Origin of the sequence: Rhizobium altiplani, assembly GCF_001542405.1 — a bacterium.
GTDB classification, from domain to species: domain Bacteria; phylum Pseudomonadota; class Alphaproteobacteria; order Rhizobiales; family Rhizobiaceae; genus Rhizobium; species Rhizobium altiplani.
On the sequence record NZ_LNCD01000062.1, the window covers coordinates 46,504 to 68,627 of the forward strand.

Annotated in this window: 20 protein-coding genes and 3 pseudogenes; 8 read left to right on the top strand and 15 right to left on the bottom strand. The window is 57.4% G+C overall.

The features are described 5' to 3' along the window. Positions 1 to 104 precede the first annotated feature (104 nt). The 8 genes from acuI to AS026_RS39865 all read right to left on the bottom strand — a co-directional run bounded on the left by acuI (position 105) and on the right by AS026_RS39865 (position 7,754). Positions 105 to 1,091, bottom strand: coding sequence for an acrylyl-CoA reductase (NADPH) (acuI, locus tag AS026_RS13130; protein ID WP_062369841.1), 987 nt, complete (start codon positions 1,089 to 1,091; stop codon positions 105 to 107). Positions 1,092 to 1,220: 129 nt separating this feature from the next. Next, positions 1,221 to 1,973 carry an enoyl-CoA hydratase/isomerase family protein gene (locus tag AS026_RS13135; protein WP_062369842.1) on the bottom strand — a complete coding sequence of 251 codons (753 nt, stop codon included), beginning with the start codon at positions 1,971 to 1,973 and terminating at the stop codon, positions 1,221 to 1,223. Positions 1,974 to 1,988: 15 nt separating this feature from the next. Beyond that, the gene (locus AS026_RS13140; protein ID WP_062369843.1) at positions 1,989 to 2,837 is read right to left on the bottom strand and encodes an amidohydrolase family protein; all 849 of its coding nucleotides are present in this window, start codon (positions 2,835 to 2,837) and stop codon (positions 1,989 to 1,991) included. Between the two features lie 33 nt (positions 2,838 to 2,870). After that, positions 2,871 to 4,058 carry an acyl-CoA dehydrogenase family protein gene (locus AS026_RS13145; RefSeq protein ID WP_062369844.1) on the bottom strand — a complete coding sequence of 396 codons (1,188 nt, stop codon included), beginning with the start codon at positions 4,056 to 4,058 and terminating at the stop codon, positions 2,871 to 2,873. Between the two features lie 21 nt (positions 4,059 to 4,079). Beyond that, complete coding sequence (locus AS026_RS13150; protein ID WP_062369845.1) at positions 4,080 to 4,808, bottom strand: SDR family NAD(P)-dependent oxidoreductase; 729 nt, start codon at positions 4,806 to 4,808, stop codon at positions 4,080 to 4,082. A gap of 167 nt (positions 4,809 to 4,975) precedes the next feature. Further along, positions 4,976 to 5,578, bottom strand: a complete 603-nt coding sequence (locus AS026_RS13155; protein WP_160330111.1) for an NUDIX hydrolase — start codon at positions 5,576 to 5,578, stop codon at positions 4,976 to 4,978. Between the two features lie 98 nt (positions 5,579 to 5,676). Then, the gene (locus tag AS026_RS13160) at positions 5,677 to 7,005 is read right to left on the bottom strand and encodes a phenylacetate--CoA ligase family protein (RefSeq protein ID WP_062369847.1); all 1,329 of its coding nucleotides are present in this window, start codon (positions 7,003 to 7,005) and stop codon (positions 5,677 to 5,679) included. 200 nt (positions 7,006 to 7,205) lie between these two features. Then, entirely contained in the window at positions 7,206 to 7,754 is a 549-nt protein-coding gene (locus AS026_RS39865) for a cupin domain-containing protein (RefSeq protein ID WP_082728519.1), read from the bottom strand. Positions 7,755 to 8,295: 541 nt separating this feature from the next. Between AS026_RS39865 and tpa the strand changes: the two genes are divergently transcribed. From tpa to ligD, 8 genes and pseudogenes are all read left to right on the top strand, one after another. After that, entirely contained in the window at positions 8,296 to 9,675 is a 1,380-nt protein-coding gene (tpa, locus tag AS026_RS13170; protein WP_062369849.1) for a hypotaurine--pyruvate aminotransferase Tpa, read from the top strand. A gap of 285 nt (positions 9,676 to 9,960) precedes the next feature. Next, positions 9,961 to 10,911, top strand: coding sequence for a biotin synthase BioB (gene bioB / locus AS026_RS13175; RefSeq protein ID WP_062369860.1), 951 nt, complete (start codon positions 9,961 to 9,963; stop codon positions 10,909 to 10,911). Continuing rightward, entirely contained in the window at positions 10,908 to 12,047 is a 1,140-nt protein-coding gene (locus AS026_RS13180) for an 8-amino-7-oxononanoate synthase (RefSeq protein ID WP_062369850.1), read from the top strand. Before bioB ends, AS026_RS13180 begins: the two co-directional genes overlap by 4 nt. Positions 12,048 to 12,049: 2 nt before the next feature. Further along, complete coding sequence (gene bioD, locus AS026_RS13185) at positions 12,050 to 12,688, top strand: dethiobiotin synthase (RefSeq protein WP_062369851.1); 639 nt, start codon at positions 12,050 to 12,052, stop codon at positions 12,686 to 12,688. Continuing rightward, entirely contained in the window at positions 12,685 to 13,953 is a 1,269-nt protein-coding gene (locus AS026_RS13190; protein ID WP_062369852.1) for an adenosylmethionine--8-amino-7-oxononanoate transaminase, read from the top strand. Before bioD ends, AS026_RS13190 begins: the two co-directional genes overlap by 4 nt. Positions 13,954 to 13,973: 20 nt before the next feature. Continuing rightward, positions 13,974 to 14,276, top strand: a pseudogene (locus AS026_RS13195) (3-oxoacyl-ACP synthase); the annotation flags it as partial. Between the two features lie 18 nt (positions 14,277 to 14,294). Continuing rightward, positions 14,295 to 15,115 (top strand): annotated as a pseudogene (ku, locus tag AS026_RS39870) (non-homologous end joining protein Ku). Then, positions 15,112 to 16,176, top strand: coding sequence for a non-homologous end-joining DNA ligase (gene ligD / locus AS026_RS13205; RefSeq protein WP_062369854.1), 1,065 nt, complete (start codon positions 15,112 to 15,114; stop codon positions 16,174 to 16,176). Before ku ends, ligD begins: the two are co-directional and overlap by 4 nt. Positions 16,177 to 16,378: 202 nt before the next feature. Here the strand turns inward: ligD and AS026_RS44200 are convergent, their stop codons facing one another. The 7 genes and pseudogenes from AS026_RS44200 to AS026_RS13235 all read right to left on the bottom strand — a co-directional run. Then, positions 16,379 to 16,534, bottom strand: coding sequence for an HAD family hydrolase (locus AS026_RS44200; RefSeq protein WP_342587561.1), 156 nt, complete (start codon positions 16,532 to 16,534; stop codon positions 16,379 to 16,381). 543 nt (positions 16,535 to 17,077) lie between these two features. Beyond that, a pseudogene (locus AS026_RS13210) lies at positions 17,078 to 18,443 on the bottom strand (Glu/Leu/Phe/Val family dehydrogenase). A 248-nt stretch (positions 18,444 to 18,691) separates the two neighbouring features. Next, positions 18,692 to 19,489 (bottom strand): pyrroline-5-carboxylate reductase, encoded by a 798-nt coding sequence (proC, locus tag AS026_RS13215; RefSeq protein WP_007539292.1) that lies wholly within the window; start codon positions 19,487 to 19,489, stop codon positions 18,692 to 18,694. 20 nt (positions 19,490 to 19,509) lie between these two features. Beyond that, the gene (locus AS026_RS13220) at positions 19,510 to 20,289 is read right to left on the bottom strand and encodes an ABC transporter ATP-binding protein (protein WP_028748623.1); all 780 of its coding nucleotides are present in this window, start codon (positions 20,287 to 20,289) and stop codon (positions 19,510 to 19,512) included. A 10-nt stretch (positions 20,290 to 20,299) separates the two neighbouring features. Then, a complete protein-coding gene (locus tag AS026_RS13225) occupies positions 20,300 to 21,016 on the bottom strand; it encodes an ABC transporter permease (RefSeq protein WP_028748624.1) in 717 nt (238 codons plus the stop codon). A 2-nt stretch (positions 21,017 to 21,018) separates the two neighbouring features. Further along, positions 21,019 to 21,741, bottom strand: coding sequence for an ABC transporter permease (locus tag AS026_RS13230; RefSeq protein ID WP_028748625.1), 723 nt, complete (start codon positions 21,739 to 21,741; stop codon positions 21,019 to 21,021). A gap of 52 nt (positions 21,742 to 21,793) precedes the next feature. Beyond that, a partial coding sequence (locus AS026_RS13235) for a type 2 periplasmic-binding domain-containing protein (RefSeq protein WP_131815310.1) occupies positions 21,794 to 22,124 on the bottom strand: 331 nt, incomplete at its 5' end.

A 22,124-nucleotide genomic window follows, 5' to 3' on the forward strand; every position in this document is an offset into this window, starting at 1 on the left:
GTCCCTTTCGGCCGGACCGACTGGGTGCGGCGCGTCCCCTTTGAAGCCAAGCTCAGAAAGCTTGGCCTCGGGAGTCGTCGGTAAATGGCAATCCGTCCGATAAATCAATCGTCAATCTTGACGACGACGCGGCCCCGAACTTTTCCCTTTAAGATGTCTTCAGCAGCTTTGACCGCTCCCTCAAGCGATACGACTGATGTCATCTCTGCCAGGACCTTGCGGTCCAACGTGCGATCAAGCAATTCCCACGCGCGCGAGCGAACAGCCGGCGATGCCATAACTGAATCGATGCCGCGAAGTGTTACACCGCGTAGAATGAAGGGAGCCACGGTGGTGGGAAGGTCCATGCCCGCAGCAAGTCCACAGCAGGCAACCGTACCACCGTATTTGGTCTTAGCGAGAATATTTGCGAGGGTTGTGCTTCCGACCGAATCGATAGCCCCCGCCCAAAGCTCCTTTTCAAGAGGTCGAGGTGCGACAGCAAGTTCATCGCGTGAGATAATCCGGGAGGCGCCAATTTTCTTGAGATAGCCTTCCTCTTCGAGGCGCCCGGTAGACGCAACAACGGTGTAGCCGAGAGAGGCAAGTAGCGAGACGGCCACAGACCCAACCCCCCCTGCCGCGCCGCTCACGACAACCTCACCGCTTTCGGGCGTTACGCCACCGTCCTGGAGAGCGAGAACACAGAGTGCTGCAGTATATCCGGCAGTCCCGATCGCCATTGCTTGCTCCGGGGAAAAACCCGGGGGGAGCGGCGTCAGCCATTTTCCAGGAACTCGACTCTTTTCGGCCCAACCGCCAAGATGTCGTTCGCCTGTGCCCCAACCGTTCAAAAGAACCGCGTCGCCCACCGCCAGACGGTCCGCACTGGTCGATTCAACCGTTCCGACAAAATCGATGCCAGGAACCATGGGGAAACGCCTGACAACAGGCGATGAGCCAGTGACGGCCAGACCGTCCTTATAGTTCAGAGAAGAATGGCTGATCCGAACGACCGTGTCGCCCTCCATCAGATCATCGACTGCGAACTCTTTGATGCCGACTACATTGGCATCGTCCTTCTTTTCGATGACTACAGCCTTAAAGCCCATGATTGTCGCTCCCGTTGATGTACTCGATAATTTTTATCCCAAGCGCAGCCTGGGGCGTCTTCGTCTTGCATTCCATCCACATAACCCGCCCTTGCCCTTCAGGTGAAAGTCAATTTGGGCGACTTACTGCTAGCTCGCATTCGAAGAGGACTCTTTCAGGAAGTTCGAAGACCGCGAAAGAGCGATGTCGCCGAGGTATGCCATCATCGCACCGACGCGCGGCGCAGTTCCTGCCCCTGTCACCAGCATTGCTTTCAACAAAGTGACGGCATCGCGGTTTGTCTGGGACGCAAGCTTCTCGGCTCGCTTTCTCGCAAAGCTTCGAACGTCGCCACTTTCGTCAATGGTGCTTATGAGGCCGATCTCTCTTGCCTCGTCTGCCGACAAGGGCTCGCCGAACAGCATCATTTCGCGAGCTCGTGAAAGCCCTATCGCCCGCGGCGCCCGTACGGTGCCACCACCGGTCGGAAGTACCCCAACCGTAATCTCGGGGAACCCAAATCGAGATGTCGGCGTGCAGATCCGACTGTCGCAAGCCAAAGCTATTTCGAGGCCGCCACCGAGGCATGCACCTTCGATGGCGGCAATTGTCGCAACCGGCAACTCATCAATAGTCTCGGTAAGAGTCTGAAAGAGGTGCGTGTGGTATACGACTTCTTCTTGATTGTAGGTTTTCAGGGCCTTCAAATCCGACCCGGCGCAGAATGACCGGTCACCCTCGGCAGTGATGACGAGGGCGATGACGCTTGACCGCCGAACTTGATTAAGCGCGGATAGAAACGCCTCTATAGCCTCATTGTCTAGAGAATTGCGGCGGTCGTTACGGTCAATCGTCAGGACACCTACGGTGTCCTCGATTTCCAAGCGGATTGGAGTCTTCATTTCAGGCCCTTCCGATCACTTATAGGAGAATACTTTCTCGGCATTTTGCCAGAGAAGCTTTTCTTTGACCTGAGGCTTCAGGTTAAGCTCTTCCAGCTGGTCGAACGCTTCCTGATGCTTGACCAACGGAAAATCCGATCCCCAGAGAACCTTGTCCTGGCCCCAGGAATTGATGAACTTCGTCATCTCCGGCTTCCAATACTTCGGAGCGTATGCCGACGTTCCGAGGTAGACGTTCGGATGCTTAGAGGCCAAGGCGATCGCCTCCTCGACCCACGGCCAGCCGGTGTGCGTGCACACGATCTTGAGTTCCGGGAAATAGAGCGCGATTTTATCAAGGCGCGCCGGCCGGCCGTTCTCGATCGGCATGAAATCCAACGTGTGCCCCATCGAAAATACAGCAGGGACGCCAAGCTCCACGCATTTTGCGTAATAGGGGAAGTAGTATGCATGGTCTGGACCAAGATCGAAGCCATGCGGATGAACGTGGATCCCGACGAAGCCGTATTCCTTGACGGACTTCTCGAAATGCTTGACGCCGCGCAGTGCTTCGAAGGGGTTAACCCCATAGAGGCCATAAGCGAGACCAGGCAATTGCTTGGTCACTTCATACACTTCTTCCGGCGTAACATGGAGGTAAGGACGCTGGAAGCGATAGCTCCATCCATAGAAAGAGGCGATATTCGTGCGTCCAAGACCGACATTCTTGGCGTACTCGCGAAACTCTTCTACCGTCATGCCCTTCAGGGTTTTTGCACGGCCCAGACTTTCGAATACGGCAAGCTCCTCTTCGTCACCCAGGAAGTGCTTTTCGATCGACTCCGGGGTAAAGAGATGACCGAGAATATCAATAGGCTTACCCATGATATGAAGTTCCTTTCTAAGTTGTAGTGCTTGTCACGGGAGAAGGTCATCCATCTCAAGGATGTCGAGACCGTTTTTCGCGACCTCCCTAGAGATGATCCATTTCTGTATCTCGTTGGTGCCCTCGAAAATCTGCAGGGCTTTACAATCTCGAATCAGGCGGGAAGTGACGTAGCTTCGGGTTAACCCATAACCCCCTAGGACTTGAGCGGCCTTAACCGCAGCATCCATTGCGAAGTCTGTGGCCACCTGTTTTGCCATGGCGGCATAGATCCCCGGACGACGATCTCTACCGCTCTCGAGCGCCTGGACGGCGTTTGAGACTAGGGCTCGAACATTGGCGAGCCCCGTTACGAGGTCTGCAACGATGAAGCCTAACCCTTGATGTTCAATGATCGGCTTCCCGAATTGCTTGCGCTCCCTTGAGTAACGCACAGCCTCTTCAACGGCAGCCGCGGCGGCACCGAGCGCACAACAGGCAATATTGACGCGCGCTTCATCCATTGTGATCATAGCAAGCCGGAACCCGGATCCCTCGTCACCCAATCTGGCTTCCTCCGGCACGACGACGTTGTCAAAAGAAACCTCCGCTGTCGGGCTTGAGTGAAGGCCGAGGAGCCGCTCGGTCGGGCCGACAGACAATCCAGGAGTCTCACGCGGGACGACAAACGCCGTAATACCTTTATGTCCTGCGTTCGGGTCGGTTTTTGCAAACACGATAAAAACACCGGCTACCGGCGCGCTGGTGATCCACATCTTCCGGCCATTTAGGACGTAGTTGCTTCCGTCACGCCGTGCGGTAGTTGTCATCGCAGCTACATCTGATCCTCCGGCGGGTTCGGAGAGGCAAAAAGCCGGGACAATCTCCCCGTCGACAATACGATCGAGATATTGTTCTTTGACGTGGCGCCCGCCCGCCGCCACGAGTGGGCCGATGCAGTCTCCACAGTTCGAAACGGAGATCGCAAAAGCGATGTTATGGCGGGCGAGACGTTCGGAGATTTTTAGCGGGCCGATCAAATCAACCCCGCTACCCCCGTCTTCCTCAGGCACCCAAAGAGAAAAAATGCCAAGCGCGGCAAATTCCTTATAGAGCTCCATGGGGAAGACGGCCGCGTCATCGATCGCTTGCGCAGCGGGGGCCAGACGGTCCCGACAAAAGCGATCAACGCTGTCCATAATTGCCCTGCGCGTGTCAGGGTCGATCGAGCTATGAGCCATGTGCGCCCTCCCTGACTCGGCTTATTGCATCGTCAATCCGCCGCTGATGCTCAGCACTTGGCCGGTGATATAGTTCGCGTCTTCAGATACGAAAAAAGCGACCGCAGCAGCCTGCTCCTCCGGCTTTGCCATGCGTCGGAACGGGATAACTTTCAGTCGACGTGCCACGAGCTCGGGATCTTGATCCGCCTCGAGGGGAGTATCAGTTGGGCCAGGTGCCGTGCAGTTTACATTGATGTTATAGCGTGCCCACTCACGTGCCACACTCTTGGCGAAAGCAATCACACCGCCCTTAAGGCCTGCATATACTGCTTCACCTGAGGTGCCGACCTTACCGGCGTCCGAGGTAACGAACACCATTTTGCCGCCGCCCTGCTCGATCATGATCGGTGCAATTGCGTGGCTGAGGTAGACGACCGGCAAGAAGTTGACGCCAATCAGCTTGTTCCAATAGTCGCTCTTTTCCTCAACAAAGCGGGAACTGGACGTCCAACCGATCATGTTGACGAAGGCATCGATTCGGCCGAAGTCTGCTTTGATTTTAGCCACTGTTTCACGGCACTTCGTTTCTGAGGAGGCATCGATTTGATACGCCTTCGCCTTCAGCCCTTCGTCAGAGATAATCTTCTCGAGCGCCTGCGTATTGAGATCGAGGGCAGCCACGGTAAAACCTTCCGACACGAGGCGCCGCACTGTCGGCAACCCCATTCCCCCGGCAGCTCCGGTGACGATAGCAACCTTCTCAACCATCATAATTCTCCTTGCTGAAAGCGTTCGCGTTCTGTGGAGAATTGATAATCAAGACCGCGACAAATCGCACATGAGGTTTGTTGATTTTGCTATTACTTTGGTGAGTTGTGAGAACTGAGAACTAAATTAGTAAAACTATTTCAATAGGCTATTGAAGCGCCTTGTCACTAGGACCAGGCAAACATTGGCTGCTCGTAATGTGACACCGAGGTGAGCCTTCCCAATAGGATCTCACGAAACTGGTAAAGCATGGCGGCCGTCGGAGCGAACACGTAACCGCCATTCACCCTCATCTTGATCGAGATCCTTCTTGTCTCGATCAGTTCGAAATGCTCGAAGCGATCAGGTTCAAGAAGCTCCGACAGACGCACGGTAAACACTGCAGTAACTTCAGCCGGGTTTGGTACTAGCGGTTGATCGTTCGTACTCTGGCAAACGAAAGGAGATATCAGGAATCCTGATCGGGTCAGAAAGGGATCTAACCGGCCTATAACCGAGTTCTCGAGAAGGCGTATACCTAGCTCTTCCTGAAGCTCCCTCAGCGCCGCTTGCAAATCACTCTCGCCAGGTTCGACCCTGCCACCCGGAAGTCCCCACTGTCCGGCATGAACCCGCAAGTTTGCGGCCCGTTCAATCATGACAATTTCTGGATCATGAGCACCCACGAGTAAGATGCACACCCCGGCCCGGGGTGTTATGCCACTGGATACAAGTGGTTGATGGCTTTGACCTATGGCCTGAATTGCAACGCGGATCTGCGCTGTAGCCATACTTTTCTCAATGCAAACGGCTCGATCCTTCATAATTGTTCCACTTGCACTTCGAGCGGTCGACGCCGGCGACAGACACCGGCGCCGTCCTCCTTTAGCTATCGAAGGTCTTTCCAGCGCCGTGCCTTATAATCGCTGACTTCCACCTTCGGGACGATCTCGATGTCGAAGTTGATACCCAAGCGGGTCTTTACCGCCTCCTTGGCACGGGCGACGATCTGCTCGCCTGAAGATTCGGCAACCGAGGGACGCAGTTGCAGTCTCAAGTTTGCGACATCAGCGAACGAAGCCGTGCGGGAAAGGATTACCTCGTACTGCTCGACCTCGGGCCATGAAAAGACCAGGTCATCAACAGCCTGGGGATAGATATTGATACCCTTCACCTTCTTCACATCATCGATGCGGCTGATCGAAGCCATTTCGACGCCATGGAAGTTGCGGGCCGAACCCTTGCGCCCACCCTTCTGGAACACTGCGCCATCCCGGATCCTGTTCCTGATTGCGGGATTATCGAGATGGTAAAGGCTGGTAATGACGAGTTCGCCAAATTCCCCATCGCCGACCGGAAGGCCGGTCGCCGGATCGACAACTTCCATCAATACATAGGGATCCACGTTCAGGAGCGTCCCTGGCTTTCCGGGTTCGCCGATTCCATTTTCGTCAGACCACATAAAGTCTGCGCGCATGTTTGCGCAACCGAAGCGATCGTAAGCCTTTGCTCCCCACATCTCTTCAATAGATTTCAGAAATGGAAGGCTCGCCCCCTCGAGACCGGTAAGCAGAGTATCCACGGTGCTGGTGCGCGCGTCCTCGCCCATCATCGTTGCAAGCGTTCCGAAATAGGATGTACTACCAAACAGGGCCTTAGGGCTAAAACGTCTGATGTGATCTACCTTGCTGGCGGCATCATAGTTGCCGACCGGAAGTACTGTTAGGTCAGACGCGATAGCGCCCTGATACTCGACCCGACCACCCGCAAGCATCGTGATCGGCAGCGTGAGCAGAACTATATCGCCAGGCTGCATGCCCGCCCACGACATGCCGTAGCGGTAAATCTCTTCCATAGCCTTAAGCTCGCGCAAGCTGCAGGCATGAACCTCCTTCCCCTGACCGCTAGTCCCGCTGGTGGTATATAGATCGGTCCGTCCAAGATTATGATTTACGCTTCCAGAGCGGGAGCCGAAAGGAGGATGCGCATTTTGATCGGCCACAAAATGCGACTTTTCAATCATCGGGACCATTCTGAAGTCCTCGAATGATTTAACCTTAGACACGTCGATCCCGGCCTGCTTCCAATGGTTCGCATAGAATGGATTAGTTCTAGCTACATGCTCTAACATTTCGAGCAACTTCTGAAGTTGCATTGCGTCCAATTCATCGCGGGACATTGTCTCGATCTCGCGATTATAGAAGCGAGGTTCAGTCATTGCGCCGGGTCTCCTGTTCGGGCTATCGATCTAAATCTGCCGAATTTTATTGACCCCCCGCTGCTTTGACACGTGATTTAGTTTGTGTTCTGGATTAGTTTAATCGTGTGAGGCGCCGAAATTTTAATGGCCCCGACAGTCGCACGAATGCCGTGCATGTGGGCGCACGGCGTCAGATGCATACAGCTTAACTTGTGTATTTAGAACGTGGGTGGCGTGCATGCGCTAATAACGTGGCACGGCTCAGGGCCGACGCAACGAAATCGATGTGGGCGCCGGCTTTCGAAGTAATATGCATCCCCCGGCCCGAGGAATTTTCGCTCATTGTCGACGGTTACTTCCAGCCGACCAGAGAGTATAATTCCGCCTTCCTCGCCGTCATGGATAAGGGGCACTTTTCCCGTATCCGCCCCAGGCTGATAGCACTCCTTGAGGATCTGGAGATTTCGCCCGAACAGGTTCTCGCCAACCTGTTTGTAGGAGATCGAACCCTTACCGATTTCCACAAGTTCGTCCGATGAATAGAAGGCTTTGCGTGAGGTCTGCGGCTCAAAAGCGAAGAATTCAGCGAGTCCAATAGGAAAACCGTCTAGAATCCGCTTTAATGCTCCGACAGAGGGATTCGACGAATTCGACTCGATCAAGCAAATGGTCGTATTTGGTACTCCCGTCCGCCTTGCCAGCTCTCGCTGCGAAATGTTGTGTGCCTTCCGCAGATGCCGAAGGCGATTGCCAATATCGACGGCCATGAAGCCTCATAGAGTTAAGCAGAACTGGCTAAGAATGATGATGCCCACGGTCTTTGCAATCAAGTGCTTGTTTTTATGAAGGGCAGAGATTGTTGATCGGCCGACATCGACAATCTCTTCGCACCAGTCAATCAGACGGCTTTGAATAGACGCCCACCGCCGGCGTTGAGGTGAAGGGGCGTGTCGGCACCATCACATTTTCTTCGGTCAGCGAAAATGGCCGAGTTGGAGAATTCTGTCTTTTTCACGCATCCCACTTGAACAGCTTATAGGCGGCGTTTGTTTTGCGAAGCCCATTACCGATATCATCTGAAATCGCATGCTTACTGTTGAGGGCGTTCATAATATGGCAAACTCAAATCATATGGAGCTTCATTTTCAATAGCTTGCTGGCATCAAGAAAAGGACTTGTGAGGGAATACAAATCGGGGAATTCTTCGCGTTAAGAGACGTTAACCGAAGCTCACCATCCCCTCCCCTGATGCCCGTTTAACGCTCTTCCCCTCGATTTCCGCGATTCAACCAGTTCTGGAGCTGAAAAATGACCGTTGTTGTAGGTTCTAATTCCCTTTCCCACGCGGTTGCCGCCGATCGCGCTTATGTTTGGCATCACCTAAGCCAACACAAGCCCTACGAAACGATCGATCCTCGGGTCTTCGTCGAGGGTAAAGGCTTGAAGCTCTGGGATGCCAATGGCAACCAATATCTCGACGCCGTGTCCGGTGGCGTCTGGACGGTGAATGTCGGCTACGGCCGCGAAAGCATCGCCAACGCGATCCGTGACCAGCTCGTCAAGCTGAACTATTACGCGGGCGCCGCCGGCAATGTGCCGGGCGCGCTTTTTGCTGAAAAACTGATCGAGAAAATGCCCGGCCTCACCAGGGTCTATTATTCGAACTCCGGCAGCGAGGCGAACGAGAAAGTCTACAAGATGGTGCGCCAAATCGCGCATCGTCACCGCGGCGGCAAGAAATGGAAAATCCTGTATCGCGAGCGTGACTATCACGGCACGACGATCGGCACGCTTGCAACCTCTGGGCAACCACAGCGCGCCGAGCAATACGGTCCCTTTCCGGATGGCTTTGTCTCTGTTCCGCATTGCCTCGAGTACCGCAAGCAGTGGGATGTTGAGAACTATGGCGAGCGCGCCGCCGATGCGATCGAGGAAGCAATCCTGCGCGAAGGTTCCGACACGGTCGGCTGCCTCGTATTGGAGCCGGTGACGGCTGGCGGCGGCGTGATCGTTCCGCCCAAGGGCTACTGGGAGCGCGTGCAGGAGATCTGCCGGAAATACGACATCCTGCTACATATCGACGAGGTGGTCTGCGGTCTTGGCCGGACCGGCACTTGGTTCGGGTATCAGCATTACGACATTAAGCCGGACTTCGTAACGATGGCCAAGGGCGTCGCCTCCGGCTACGCGGCAATTTCCTGCACGGTCACAACCGAAAGGGTCTTCGAAATGTTCAAGGATAACCCGGACGATTCGATGAGCTATTTCCGTGATATCTCAACGTTCGGCGGGTGCACGTCAGGCCCCGTTGCTGCGTTGGAAAACATGCGCATCATCGAGGACGAGGGTCTCCTCGAAAATACGATAAAGATGGGTGATCGCTGCCTTTCCAATCTCCAGGCCCTGATGGAAAAACATCGGGCAATTGGCGATGTCCGTGGCAAAGGCCTCTTCCTCGGCGCCGAGCTCGTGGCAGACAGGACGACAAAGGAGCCGCTGGATGAAAAGCGCGTACAGGCAGTTGTCGCCGATTGCCTGTCCAATGGCGTTATAATCGGAGCAACGAACCGCTCTCTTCCGGGCCTGAACAACACGCTCTGCCTTTCGCCTGCGCTTATTGCGACGCCGGACGATGTCGACCGTATTACCGATGCGATCGACAAGGCGCTTACCCGGGTTGTGGGTTAAGCGGTTAAGGCCCCCCAAAAAACGCTCAGCAAAAACTAGTTGAAGGCCAAACGCGGTGCGGCGCATCGAACAGGATGCGCCGCGATTGCTTTTAATGGTTTGTGCCGCGACGCATTGAGCGAACAAAGGCAGCATTAGAAATCTGAATGGGGCTCTCGACTGAAATTGATTGCGACTGTTTGGAAGTGATCGTTTTCTACCAGCCGACTATGGTTATGGTTGGAGGCGTGAATGAGTGTCGAAATAGGATCCACAATTCTTAACGCCCGTGTTGTCCCCTCGACCATGGAATTGGGGCGCATCGACGACGCACGGCGCATTTATCATCTCCCCTTCAATGATTTAGTGTTCCGTGCCCAGCAGGTTCATCGTGAGAATTTCGACCCGAACGCCATACAGATGAGCAGGCTCTTATCGATCAAGACGGGCGGCTGTGCCGAGGACTGTGGCTATTGCAGCCAGTCGGCGCATTACCAGACGGGGCTCAAGGCTTCGAAGCTGATGGAGGTTCAACGCGTCCTTTCCGAAGCGCAACAGGCGAAGAAGGGCGGGGCGACGCGCTATTGCATGGGGGCCGCCTGGCGAAATCCTAAGGACCGCGACATGGACGCACTGGTCGCCATGGTCGAGGGCGTGCGTGCGCTCGGCATGGAGACCTGCATGACGCTCGGTATGCTGACGCCGGAACAATCCGTCCGGCTAGCCGATGCAGGGCTCGACTACTACAACCACAATGTCGATACGTCCGAGCGCTACTATTCGGAGATCATCACCACCCGTACCTTTGAGGACCGGCTGGAGACACTCGCCAATGTCCGCGATGCCGGCATCAAGGTCTGCGCCGGCGGTATTCTTGGCATGGGCGAAACGGTCGAGGACCGGATCTCGATGCTGGTGACCCTCGCCAATCTGCCATCACCGCCCGAAAGTGTGCCGATCAACATGCTGATCCCAATCCCCGGTTCCAAGCTGGAGAATGCAGCACCTGTCGATCCGATCGATTTCGTCCGGACCATCGCGCTGGCGCGTATCCTGATGCCGAAGTCGCATGTGCGCCTCTCGGCCGGCCGGACCGAGATGAGCGACGAAATGCAGGCGCTCTGTTTCTTCGCCGGCGCTAATTCCATCTTCGTCGGCGAGACGCTGCTGACTGCAGACAATCCCGGTGAAGACCACGACCTCGCGCTATTCCGTCGGCTCGGCCTTAAGCCATTGGAACTGGAGCTCGGACAATGACTGTGCCGGCACTCGCCCGCTACGAGGCGACGCTTACCGGCCTCGAACGCAAATCGCGATTGAAGGCCCTCGTTCCGAGACAGGGTGTCGACTTTACTTCCAACGATTACCTCGGACTCGCCAGCTCCCCGCGGCTTGCGGCAGCGCTCTCTGCGGCGATCGAAGAGGGAATTCCCGTTGGTTCTGGCGGATCGCGCGTGCTCCGCGGAAATCATTGGGTCCACGAGGCGCTGGAAGCAGAAGCGGCGACGATGTTCGGTGCGGAAAGAGCTCTATACTTTGGCAGTGGCTTTTCCGCGAACGTCGCATTGTTTGCGACTTTGCCGCAACGAGGTGATCTAATTGTTCACGACGATCTGGTGCACGCAAGCGTGCATGACGGCATCTCGGCTAGTAAGGCGGAAGCTGTTGCCGTGCCACATAACGATGTTGAGGCCTTTGACGCAGCCATCCGCCACTGGCGAGCTGACGGCGGCACCGGATCGCCGTGGATTGCTGTCGAAAGCATCTATTCCATGGATGGCGACCGCGCGCCGCTCGCGCTATTGGCTGAAGTTGCCGCTTCGCATGATGGGTATCTGATCGTCGACGAGGCACATGCGACCGGTGTCTTTGGGCCCGACGGTCGTGGCCTCGCCTCGGAGCTAAAAAATCATCGCAATGTGCTGACGCTGCACACCTGCGGCAAGGCGCTTGGCCTCTCTGGAGCCCTGCTGCTGCTGCCTGCCGTCCTTGCCGCGTATATGGTCAATCGCTCCCGGAATTTCATCTATTCAACCGCGCCGTCCCCACTCGTGGCGGCCGGCGTGCGGGAAGCTTTGCGGATGATCACGGAAGAATCTTGGCGTCGCGCTCGCCTCGGCGAACTACGCGACTTTATGGGCGAGCAACTGCGGTCGAATCTCTGCGTCGTGCCGAGCGGTTCGCCGATCCAGCCTGTGTTAATCGGTGACAATGCGCGGGCCGTCCGCATAGCCAGGCGCTTACAAGGCCAGGGTTTCGACGTCAGAGCGATCCGCCCGCCGACCGTTCCTGTCGGAACGGCACGGTTGAGGATTTCCATAACTCTCAATGTGAATAAGACACATATTGCCGCCATGATCGGCCGGCTCGCAGCAGCAATTGACGAGGTCTGAGCATGGGCACACGCTTCGTGGTGACTGGTACTGACACCGGCATCGGTAAGACAATTTTCTCTGCGGCGCTCACCTTCAATCTCGGCGCTACGTACTGGAAACCTGTTCAGTCCGGTCTGGATGACGAGACAGACCGCGAGGCCGTTCTACGGCTCAGCGGACTTTCGCCGAAGAGAACGTTGCCGGAAGCTTACCGTTTGGCGGCGCCTGCATCTCCGCACCTCGCAGCACGTCTCGATGGAATTTCGATCGACCCAGCCAGGCTTGTCCCACCTGACTTGCTGGCGCCTCTCATTATAGAAGGGGCTGGCGGACTATTGGTGCCTCTTTCCGACGATCTGGTTTACGCCGATATTTTCGCACGCTGGCAGATCCCCACGATCCTCTGCGCGCGGACCACGCTCGGCACCATCAATCACACCCTGCTTTCCGTGGAGGCGATGAAGCATCGTGACATTCCGATCTTCGGGATTGCCTTTATCGGCGAGGAAAACCAGGAGACGCAGCGGATCATCGCCAGGATGAGCGGCACGCGCATCCTCGGCCGCCTGCCGTGGATGGCCGATATCAGCGCCGAAGGATTGCAGCAGACGTTCAGCGCGAACTTCGATGTCACTGTTTTCATGGAAGGCGCCCGATGAACCACTCCGCCGTCTGGCACCCCTTCACCCAGCATGCGCTCGAGCCCCCGATGAAGCGCATCACCGCGACCGAAGGCGCCTATCTGATCGACGAGGATGGCAACCGTCTGCTCGATGCCATCTCTTCCTGGTGGGTGATCACCCATGGCCACCGCCACCCCAGGATCATGGAAGCGATCCGCACCGCGACCGAGACCTACGATCAGATCATCTTCGCCGAATTCACCCACGAACCGGCTGAACGTCTGGCTGCGGGCCTGATCGATATCGCTCCGCCGGGCCTGCGGCATGTCTTCTATTCCGACAGCGGTTCGACCTCGGTCGAAGTCGCGATCAAGATGGCGCTCGGCTATTTCCACAATCGGGGAGAAGTGCGAAACCGGATCGTGGTGATGGAGGGCAGCTATCACGGCGACACGATCGGCACGATGTCGGCCGGCGAGCGTGGCGTCTTCAACTCCGCCTACGAACCGCTTCTCTTCGGCGTCGACAGGCTGCTTTTCCCGGAGCCGGGCAGGGAGCAGGAGGTGCTCGACCGTTTCGAAGCCCTTTGCCGGACCGGAGGCATCGCTGCGCTGCTGATCGAGCCACTGATCCTCGGCGCCGGGGGCATGAAGATCTATGCCGCAAGCGTGCTTGCCGGATTGCAGCAGATCGCCGCGCGCCATGGCTGCCTACTGATCGCCGACGAAGTCATGACCGGCTGGGGGCGGACGGGAACGATGTTCGCCTGCGAACAGGCCGGCATCACGCCCGATATTCTCTGCACCTCCAAAGGACTGACCGGAGGCGCTCTGCCGCTTGCCGCGACGCTCGCGACCGCAGAGATTTTCGAGGCGCACCTCTCGTCCGACCGGCGCAAGACCTTTTTCCATTCAAGTTCCTACACCGCCAATCCGATCGCTTGCGCCGCGGCCGTTGCCAATCTTGAGGTCTGGCGAAGCGAACCGGTTTTCGAGCGCATCCGCGCAATAGAGGAAACTCACCGGCAACAGCTGGCGCGGTTCGAGGGTGATATGCGCTTTACCAGAATCCGTCAGGCTGGAACGATCGCGGCACTCGATGCCGCCGTGCCCGCTGGTGGCTATCTCGCCGAGGCCGGACCGCGCATGCGCAGACTGTTCCGGGAACGTGGCCTGCTCATCCGGCCGCTCGGCAACGTCCTCTACCTGATGCCGCCCTATTGCGTGACCGGGCAGGAACTTACCCGCGCCTACGATGCGATAGATGAGGTCGCCTCGCTCGTTCTGGACCGTGACCGATGACATTCACCGGCTCCACCCGCATGGCGGGCTTTGGCCACGCAGTCCCTCGGCGCTGTGTTGCCAATGCTGAAATCGAGGCGCAGCTTGGCCTCGATCCCGGCTGGATCGAACGCCGCACCGGCATCCGCACTCGCCATTGGGCAGGGGAAGGGGAGACCCTGACCGGCCTTGCCGCCGAGGCAGGCCGGATGGCCCTGGATGATGCCGAGATTGCGGGCCGGGACATCGCCCTGACGCTGCTTGCCACCTCGACACCCGATCATCTGCTGCCGCCATCGGCGCCGCTGCTGGCCCACAAGCTCGGGCTCACCGCATCAGGCGCCGGTTGACGGGAGGCGGTCATGGCTCTTCGTCCCTATTGGAAAGGCTATTTGAAGCTTTCGCTGGTCACCTGTCCCGTGCAGATGATGCCGGCGACTTCGGAAAACGAAAAGGTCCGGTTCCACACGCTCAATCGCCAGACGCAGAACCGGGTCGTCAGCCACTATGTCGATGCGGTCACCGGCAAGGAGGTCCGCGACGAAGACGAGGTCAAGGGGTACCAGCGCGGCGAAAACGACTACGCCATCCTGGAGGACGACGAACTCGAAAACGTGGCGCTGGAAAGCACCAAGACGATCGACATCTCGACCTTTACCCCGCGTGACAGCATCGAGTGGATCTGGCTCGATACCCCCTATTATCTTTCCCCGGATGATCCTGTCGGTGAGGAGGCTTTCTCCGTCATCCGCGACGCTATGGGCGCGGAGAATATGGTCGGCATATCGAGGCTGGTGATTTCGCGGCGGGAACGCGCCGTCATGCTCGAGCCACGCGGCAAGGGTATCGTGCTCTGGACGCTGCGCTATGGCGATGAGGTACGGGATGAGAAAACTATTTTGCGGCAATTGATGACGAAGAGCCGGAAGCGGAGCTGATGCCGCTCGTGCAACAGCTGATCAAGAAGCAAACTCAGCACTGGAGCCTGAAGATGGTCGCCGATCCGGTGCAGGAGACGCTGCTTGACATCATCAACACAAAGAAGAAGCAATTGAAGAAACCGTCGAAAGCCAAGCCGAAGGAGAAGGCTGAAGCTTCGACGGGCAATGTCATCAACATCATGGATGCGTTGCGCAAGTCCATCGAGAACGAACGCGGTTCAGGGAAGCAATCGACGAGATGACGATAAGACGCAAAGCCTCGATGCCGCTGCTCGACGAATCCGGCTCGGCCCTTCAATCGCGTCCAGTGCGAAAGCGCGATCCCGCCCAGCCGAGCCTGCCCTTCGATCCGATGCCCGAGCGTATCGAGCCGTGCCTGGCGCTTTTGAAGCCGGCGCCGCCCAAGGGTCCCGACTGGCTGTTCGAGGTGAAATGGGACGGATACCGTCTGGCGCTCCATATCGATCGGAAGAGCGTTAAGGTCATCACACGCGGCGGCCACGACTGGACGCACCGCTTTCCGGCAATCGTCGAAGCGGCGCGTGCACTCGGAATCAGCAGCGCCATTCTCGACGGCGAAGCGGTCGTGCTTGACGATCAAGGCCGCTCAGACTTCGGGGCGCTGCAGCGTTCGCTTGGTGGCCGCGGCGGCAAGAAGGCGTCAAGCGAAGCGATCCTCTATGCGTTCGATCTTCTCTATCTTGATGGCCATGACTTAACCGGCACCGAGCTTTCGGTCCGACGGCACCTGCTTGAGGATCTGATTTCAGCCGAGACGGACGGCACCATCCGGCTGTCGCAGGAGATGGCGGTGGACGGCGAGGTTCTGCTTCGTCACGCCTGTCAGGAGGGACTTGAGGGGATCATTGCCAAGCATCGGGACCGGCCCTACCGGTCCGGACGCACCGGCGACTGGCTGAAAATCAAGTGCATCCAGAGCGAAAGCTTCATGGTCGTCGGGTACGAGCAGTCGGCCTCGGCACGCGGCGGCATCGGCAGCCTGCTGCTCGCGGCCAGAAAAGGCCATGACTGGGTCTATGTCGGCTCCGTCGGCACCGGCTTCAACGCGAAAAATGCCGAGTACCTGCGCAAGACACTAGACAAGCTGAAGGCAGCCAGACCGGTCGTGCCGCTGAAGGGCAAGAACCTCGTTTTTTCCCAACCGACACTGATCGCTGAAATTGAGTTCCGCGGCTGGACACATGACGGCAGTCTTCGTCATGCCTCCTACAAGGGTTTGCGGGAAATCCAGGACAATGCCGCCGTCTTCGATATCGCCGATCGCCCGACGCCAGACGAGTAGGGCGTTCGACCCTTCCGGGGAGTGCCCGGGCAAATCCGGACATTGCGCGCAGAACATCCCAGCTCGCCTCCGGTGAACCCCAACTGTCAGCAAGATCCTTCGTTTGGCGTCGAACCGCCTCATTCGGCTTGGCGGCCGACAATACGAAGAGCTGTCTTATCCGCGGGCAAGTCGATCGGCGATTTCAACGAGCCGGGCCACCTCAGTCGTCGGCACCGCCGAGCTCCAGTTTCTCCGCGCGGAGCGGATTAAACCACCAGCTTTTGATGCCGAACGGGTTTGCCTTGAGAATGTCCGCATCCGACCGGTCACCGACTATTACTGCTTTGCCCTTGTCGAAAGTCCGGAACTTTGACACCCGCGTCTTCGAAGAAGCGAATGGTTTCGCAAAGCCGCACTTCTCCGATGTGGGGACGAAGCTGAACTGTTGGGCAAGATCTGAGTTCGTCGGTCGGCTGCCGCCGTGGTCATGACGGTGAGCGTTTACTGGTTGAATTCATCATAGCGGTGACTGCATCGTTGAGTGAGGTCGCGCCAAGCCGCTGGACCGCTCGGTCCAGACATGATCGGATTTCGCCTTCGCCCTTGCCTTCAAGCATTGCGATTTCCCGCACGCTCCAGCCGAGCAACAGCCAGCGAAGGCACGATCTCTCCATGGGCGATAGTATCAACGTCGTCATGAACGCTCGCCAGATTAGGTGTCTGGGAGCCAACCTGGCACCCAGGTCTCAGGGATCAACGCTCGATCATGCTCCGCGCAATTTGAAGAGCATCTTCGATGTCGGCAACGAGACGCAGCGCAGGCGACTTTACGTTCGCCCGATCTCCTGCGCGAGCTTCAGGCCCGCGCCGGTTCGTCGGGGAATTGCAGTTCCCTCATCTCTCGTGCCGACTGCGACGCTTAAATACCAATTGCCTTGTAGGCTTCTGCGATGCGGTTCAACGCGATCCGATAAGCGGCGGTCCGCAAATCCTTGATGTGGGGAAAATCGCGCATTGTCCTCGACATATTCTCGTAAGCGCCGCGCATGACATCATCTAGACCGGAGCGTACCAAGTCGATCTCAGACCCACCCTCAAGGAACTCGTCTCGCATCTCCTCTGGGAAAGCTTTCCCGGTCATTGTCTCCAGAGCTTGTGTGATCTGATGATTTCGACGCTCCCGGCGCCGGCGCTCCATGAGACCGAACGGGATGTGCGTCAGGTTTTTGACCCACTCGAAATAGGATACAATGACGCCCCCGCGTTCACGAAAAGATCGGGAAGGATGACGATACCCTTGTCCAGGAGCACCTTTTCGGCGGCGAACGCGACAGGCCCATTAGCGGCTTCAGCGATCAGCCTGGCGCGAATATGGCCAACGTTTGAGGGCGTGATCGCGTTTTCCATGGCCGCCGGAATGAGGATATCGCACTCTACTTCAAGGCCGCGGGCGCTGTCTGTATGACTCTCGGCACCCTCGAATCCAAGAATACTTCCGGTTTCCAACTGGTGGCGCTTCACCGCCGCAACGTCCAGCCCATTTTCATTCCAGAGATAGCCGTCGCGCTCGACGATGCACACAATCTTGGCCCCGTCGTTCTCGCTGAGGAACTTCGCAGCATGGAACCCCACATTGCCAAAGCCCTGGACGGCCACCGTCATCTTCGCGAGGTCACGGTTTCCTCCGATGCCATTGCTGTAGGGATCTCGCAGATAACAATGAATGGCATATTGCACACTTCGCCCGGTGGCTTCGGTGCGACCCTCGATACCGCCATGAGACAGCGGTTTTCCGGTGACGCATGCGGCGCGTTGACGATGTCCGATGGCCCGGTCCGTTTGTGCTCGTCCGCCATCCACGCCATTTCCCGCTCACCCGTACCAACATCCGGTGCGGGCACGTTTCGCCCTGCCGAAATAAGGCTGCACTTTGCGAGCTCCTGTGTAAATCTGCGGGTTATGCGCTCGAGTTCGTGGACTTCCCAATCCTTGGGATTGATCTTCAGCGCTCCTTTCGAGCCACCGAAGGGCACGTCCACCAACGAGCATTTGAGGCTCATCAGCGCCGCCAACGTCTCCACCTCTTCTTGGTTCGACGCAAGATCATAGCGGATGCCACCCTTTGCAGGCTCAACGTGCTCGCTGTGGACGGAGCGCCAGCCCGTGAAGGAATACATTCGCCCCCTTAGCCAAACGCCGAAGCGAACCGTATAGGTGGAATTGCAAGCCTTTATGCGCTCTGCAAGTCCCTCTGGAAGCGGCAACTGCGCGAGTGCGCGGTCCATATACGCTTCGACGCTGTCGAGAAACGAGAATTGTTAATCTTCAGACGTCGCAATTTTCACTGCCGTATTCAATTTTCATTCTCCTCGCGGAAGTAAGCTGTTGCAAGTTGAGCGCGGTGCCGCCTGGGCCTCGCCAATCTTGAGCCCTCGCCGCGGGCATAAGCGCTCCGGCGAGGCCGTGGCATGGGGGCAATTTCAACCTGATCTGCCTATGGCCATCTTCTCGGACCCGCGCCAGGCATCCTGATTTACCGAAGCTCGATCGCGCGCTGTTCTGCTGCCCTAACGCATTGATCGAGCAGCGCAGGGAGCCCTTTTGGCCCTTCAAGTACCGAGAGGCCCGCCTCTGTCGTTCCTTTGGGACTGGTTACGGCCCGCTTCAGATCAATCGCGCTGCGTTGATCGCGCTCGAGCATCCGACCAGCGCCCACGACGGTCTGCCGAGCGAGTGCCGCCGCCAGTTCGGCCGGCAAGCCGATCTCCACAGCAGCCGCCTCGAGGTGTTGCGTGAAGGCAAACACATATCCAGGTCCGCTGCCGGCAACGGCCGTGACTTTATCGATGTCGTGTTCGTCAGAGACCCAGTGGAAGCGCCCAACGGCTTCAAAGACGCGTTCGACGCGCTCTAAAACCTCCCCATCTACCAGGTTATCCGCATATCCCACGGTCATCCCCGCCCCTACTGAAGCGGGAAGATTGGGCATCACGCGGATCAGCCTTGCGTGTTGGCCCGCAACCTCTCTCATCGTTGCCAGGCTGACGCCAGCGGCAATGGAAACCATCGGCGCCTCAGCAAGGCTGGCCTGACAAGTCTGCAATGCGTCGCCGATGTAGTTCGGTTTGACGCCGAGGATGATAAGGTCAAAGCGCCGCTTCATTAATTGGGCAAGGTCTGAGAACACCTGCACCCGGCTGCCTGGCGGCAGAAGCGATTTCGCGCGCTGTGCGTCAGGATCGACCGCGACGACATCTTCGTGCCCGTTTTGATCGACGCCGGAGGCGATGGCTGCGCCCATATTGCCGCAGCCGAGGACTAGAACGCTCATGAGGATGTCCTTTGCAGATGTTAGTGGGCGCTTGAGGCGATGAACTGCTTGAAACGTTCGGAGCGCGTATTGCCAAACAATTCGTCCGGGGTGCCGTCGGCTTCGACTTCACCTTTATGGAGGAACAGCACGCGATTGGACACGTTGCGGGCAAAGGCCATCTCATGGGTGACGACGAGCATGGTTCGGCCTTCCTCAGCCAGCCCACGCATCACCTTGAGGACTTCACCCACCAATTCAGGATCAAGGGCGGAGGTAGGCTCGTCAAACAACATGACTTTCGGGTTCATGGCCAAGGCACGGGCAATCGCCGCGCGTTGCTGCTGCCCGCCCGACAAGTGGCTTGGGTAGTAGTTGCGCCGTTCCGCGAGGCCCACTTTCTCCAAGAGCTCCTCAGCCTGAGCAACGCATTCGCTTCGCGGCCTTCGGAGAACGTGAACAGGCGCCTCGATGATGTTTTCAAGAACTGTCATATGGGACCAGAGATTAAAGCTCTGGAAAACCATGCCAAGTTCCGCGCGGATCGCGTCGACCTGGCGACGGTCAGCCGGCTCGCTACTTCCATCCCGTTTGGTCTTCATGAGGATCGTATGGCCACCGACCGTAATCGTCCCGGTGCTTGGGGTCTCAAGCATGTTTATGCAGCGCAGAAACGTGCTCTTCCCCGATCCGCTTGATCCGAGGATCGAGATCACGTCACCTTGATGAGCCTCGAGCGAGATGCCTTTGAGAACCTCGTGCGAACCGAAAGATTTTCGGAGATCCTTTACGATCAATGCTGCATTTCTGTTCTGTGTCATTGGTTTTCCATCAAAGAGCTTGAACTGTCTCAACGCCGGTGGGTCGAGCCCGCAAGTGCGGAGACAGACGCCGCTCGAGCATCCCGAGCGCTTGGACCAAGAGGAAGTTCAAGAGGAGATATATGGCCGCCGCACACAAGAAAATTTCAAAGGTGCGGTATGTCGAGCTGATCATCTTGTTTGCAATTCCGGTGACCTCCCAAACCGTCACCAGACTGGCCAATGAAGTCGACTTCATCATAGAAACAAGTTCGGTTGAGTAAGCCGGTAGACAATGACGAAATGCGATCGGTCCGACTATGCGCCGGAAGAGGAGGAACCCGGACATGCCGTAGGCCTTGCCCGCTTCGACCTCCTTGGGGGGCACCGCGCGCAGTCCCCCGCGGAAAACTTCGGCAGTATAACCCGCCGTACACAATGCCAACGAGATACAAGCGCAGTAGAATGGCTCCCTAAGAATGGGCCATACCACGCTGTGGCGGACGATCGGAAATTGTCCGAGCCCGTAATAGAGCAGGAACATCTGCATCAAAAGCGGTGATCCACGGAATACGAATATATAGGATCGTGCGAAGCCGCGAGCGGCAGCGTTGTTGCTGACACGCAGGTAGGTCAGCAGTAGCGCCAGGAGGCCTCCGGCGGTGACCGAGATCGCGAAAAGGGCGACAGTCACAGGCAGCACCTCGAGAAGGGCCTGCATAACCTGCTCAAGAAAGACGAGATCCATGTTCACGCCTCTTCCGTGCGAGGCGTAAAGGCCTTGTCTGTCGCGCTTTCAGCTTTTTCAACAACTTGGTTCGATACTGCTGTCAACATCAGGTACAGCGCCGCCCCCGCTACATAAAAAAGGAAGTATTCACGCGTCGTGCGGGCAGCAACGTCGGTGGTCCTCATGATTTCCGCCAGGCCGGTGACCGAGACCAGTGCCGAATCCTTAAGGCTCATCTGCCAAACGTTGTTGAGGCCTGGCAGGGAAAAGCGCATGACTTGCGGTATCAGGATCCTGCGTAGCCTCAGCAGGCGCGGCATGCCGATGGCAACGGCTGCTTCGATTTCACCCTTCGAGACGGCGAGGTAGGCGCCCCTGTAGACCTCGGCCTGATACGCAGCACAGATCAGGCCCACGCCAAATGCGCCGGCAACGAACGGCGGGATCCCGACAAAGCCTGCACCGCCGCTCATATGGAATATGCCGCTAAGAAGTGAGGACCCGCCAAAATAGCAGAGATAGATGATCAATAGTTCCGGCACACCGCGAAAGACGACGGTGTAGCACTCGCCCAACAGGCTTGCGGGCAGTGATCGCGAGAGCTTGGCCCAGGCGATCAGCGCGCCAAGGACTGCCCCGATGATCAGCGATGCAAGCGTCACAGCAAGCGTCATGATGGCCGCTTGAAGCAGCAAACCGCCCCAGCCGCCGTTGCCAAATCCAAGCAAGAATAGGTCGCTCATTTACAGTTTCCGTAGATTTGGCCACGCAAGGGCAGCTGAAGCGTGATCCGAGTTACGGGCTCACGTCGCGTTTGAACCACTTCTGAGCCAGCGTCTTGACGGTGCCATCGGCCAATGCCGCTTGAATTGCGCCGTCGAATTTAGCTTTGAGGTCCGCGTCATCTGTGCGGAATGCCAAGGCCTGCCCGCCGCCCCAAATGGGTCCACCAACTTCGGGGCCTGAAAAAGCTAGATCTGCATTGTCAGGCTTCGCCAAGGCGGATCCGAAATAGGTCGCATCATCGAATGCCACGTCAATTCGACCGGCCGTCAAGTCAAGATCGTGCTCAGGGGGCGTCTTGTATTCCCGAATATCGGCCACATCCCCGAATTTCTTGTGAATG

Bases quoted from the DNA above. Each gene is read 5' to 3' on its own strand.
- acuI (WP_062369841.1), bottom strand. From the start codon at position 1,091: ATGGGCTTTAAGGCTGTAGTCATCGAAAAGAAGGACGATGCCAATGTA.
- AS026_RS13135 (WP_062369842.1), bottom strand. From the start codon at position 1,973: ATGAAGACTCCAATCCGCTTGGAAATCGAGGACACCGTAGGTGTCCTG.
- AS026_RS13140 (WP_062369843.1), bottom strand. From the start codon at position 2,837: ATGGGTAAGCCTATTGATATTCTCGGTCATCTCTTTACCCCGGAGTCG.
- AS026_RS13145 (WP_062369844.1), bottom strand. From the start codon at position 4,058: ATGGCTCATAGCTCGATCGACCCTGACACGCGCAGGGCAATTATGGAC.
- AS026_RS13150 (WP_062369845.1), bottom strand. From the start codon at position 4,808: ATGGTTGAGAAGGTTGCTATCGTCACCGGAGCTGCCGGGGGAATGGGG.
- AS026_RS13155 (WP_160330111.1), bottom strand. From the start codon at position 5,578: ATGGCTACAGCGCAGATCCGCGTTGCAATTCAGGCCATAGGTCAAAGC.
- AS026_RS13160 (WP_062369847.1), bottom strand. From the start codon at position 7,005: ATGACTGAACCTCGCTTCTATAATCGCGAGATCGAGACAATGTCCCGC.
- AS026_RS39865 (WP_082728519.1), bottom strand. From the start codon at position 7,754: ATGGCCGTCGATATTGGCAATCGCCTTCGGCATCTGCGGAAGGCACAC.
- tpa (WP_062369849.1), top strand. From the start codon at position 8,296: ATGACCGTTGTTGTAGGTTCTAATTCCCTTTCCCACGCGGTTGCCGCC.
- bioB (WP_062369860.1), top strand. From the start codon at position 9,961: ATGGAATTGGGGCGCATCGACGACGCACGGCGCATTTATCATCTCCCC.
- AS026_RS13180 (WP_062369850.1), top strand. From the start codon at position 10,908: ATGACTGTGCCGGCACTCGCCCGCTACGAGGCGACGCTTACCGGCCTC.
- bioD (WP_062369851.1), top strand. From the start codon at position 12,050: ATGGGCACACGCTTCGTGGTGACTGGTACTGACACCGGCATCGGTAAG.
- AS026_RS13190 (WP_062369852.1), top strand. From the start codon at position 12,685: ATGAACCACTCCGCCGTCTGGCACCCCTTCACCCAGCATGCGCTCGAG.
- ligD (WP_062369854.1), top strand. From the start codon at position 15,112: ATGACGATAAGACGCAAAGCCTCGATGCCGCTGCTCGACGAATCCGGC.
- proC (WP_007539292.1), bottom strand. From the start codon at position 19,489: ATGAGCGTTCTAGTCCTCGGCTGCGGCAATATGGGCGCAGCCATCGCC.
- AS026_RS13220 (WP_028748623.1), bottom strand. From the start codon at position 20,289: ATGACACAGAACAGAAATGCAGCATTGATCGTAAAGGATCTCCGAAAA.
- AS026_RS13225 (WP_028748624.1), bottom strand. From the start codon at position 21,016: ATGGATCTCGTCTTTCTTGAGCAGGTTATGCAGGCCCTTCTCGAGGTG.
- AS026_RS13230 (WP_028748625.1), bottom strand. From the start codon at position 21,741: ATGAGCGACCTATTCTTGCTTGGATTTGGCAACGGCGGCTGGGGCGGT.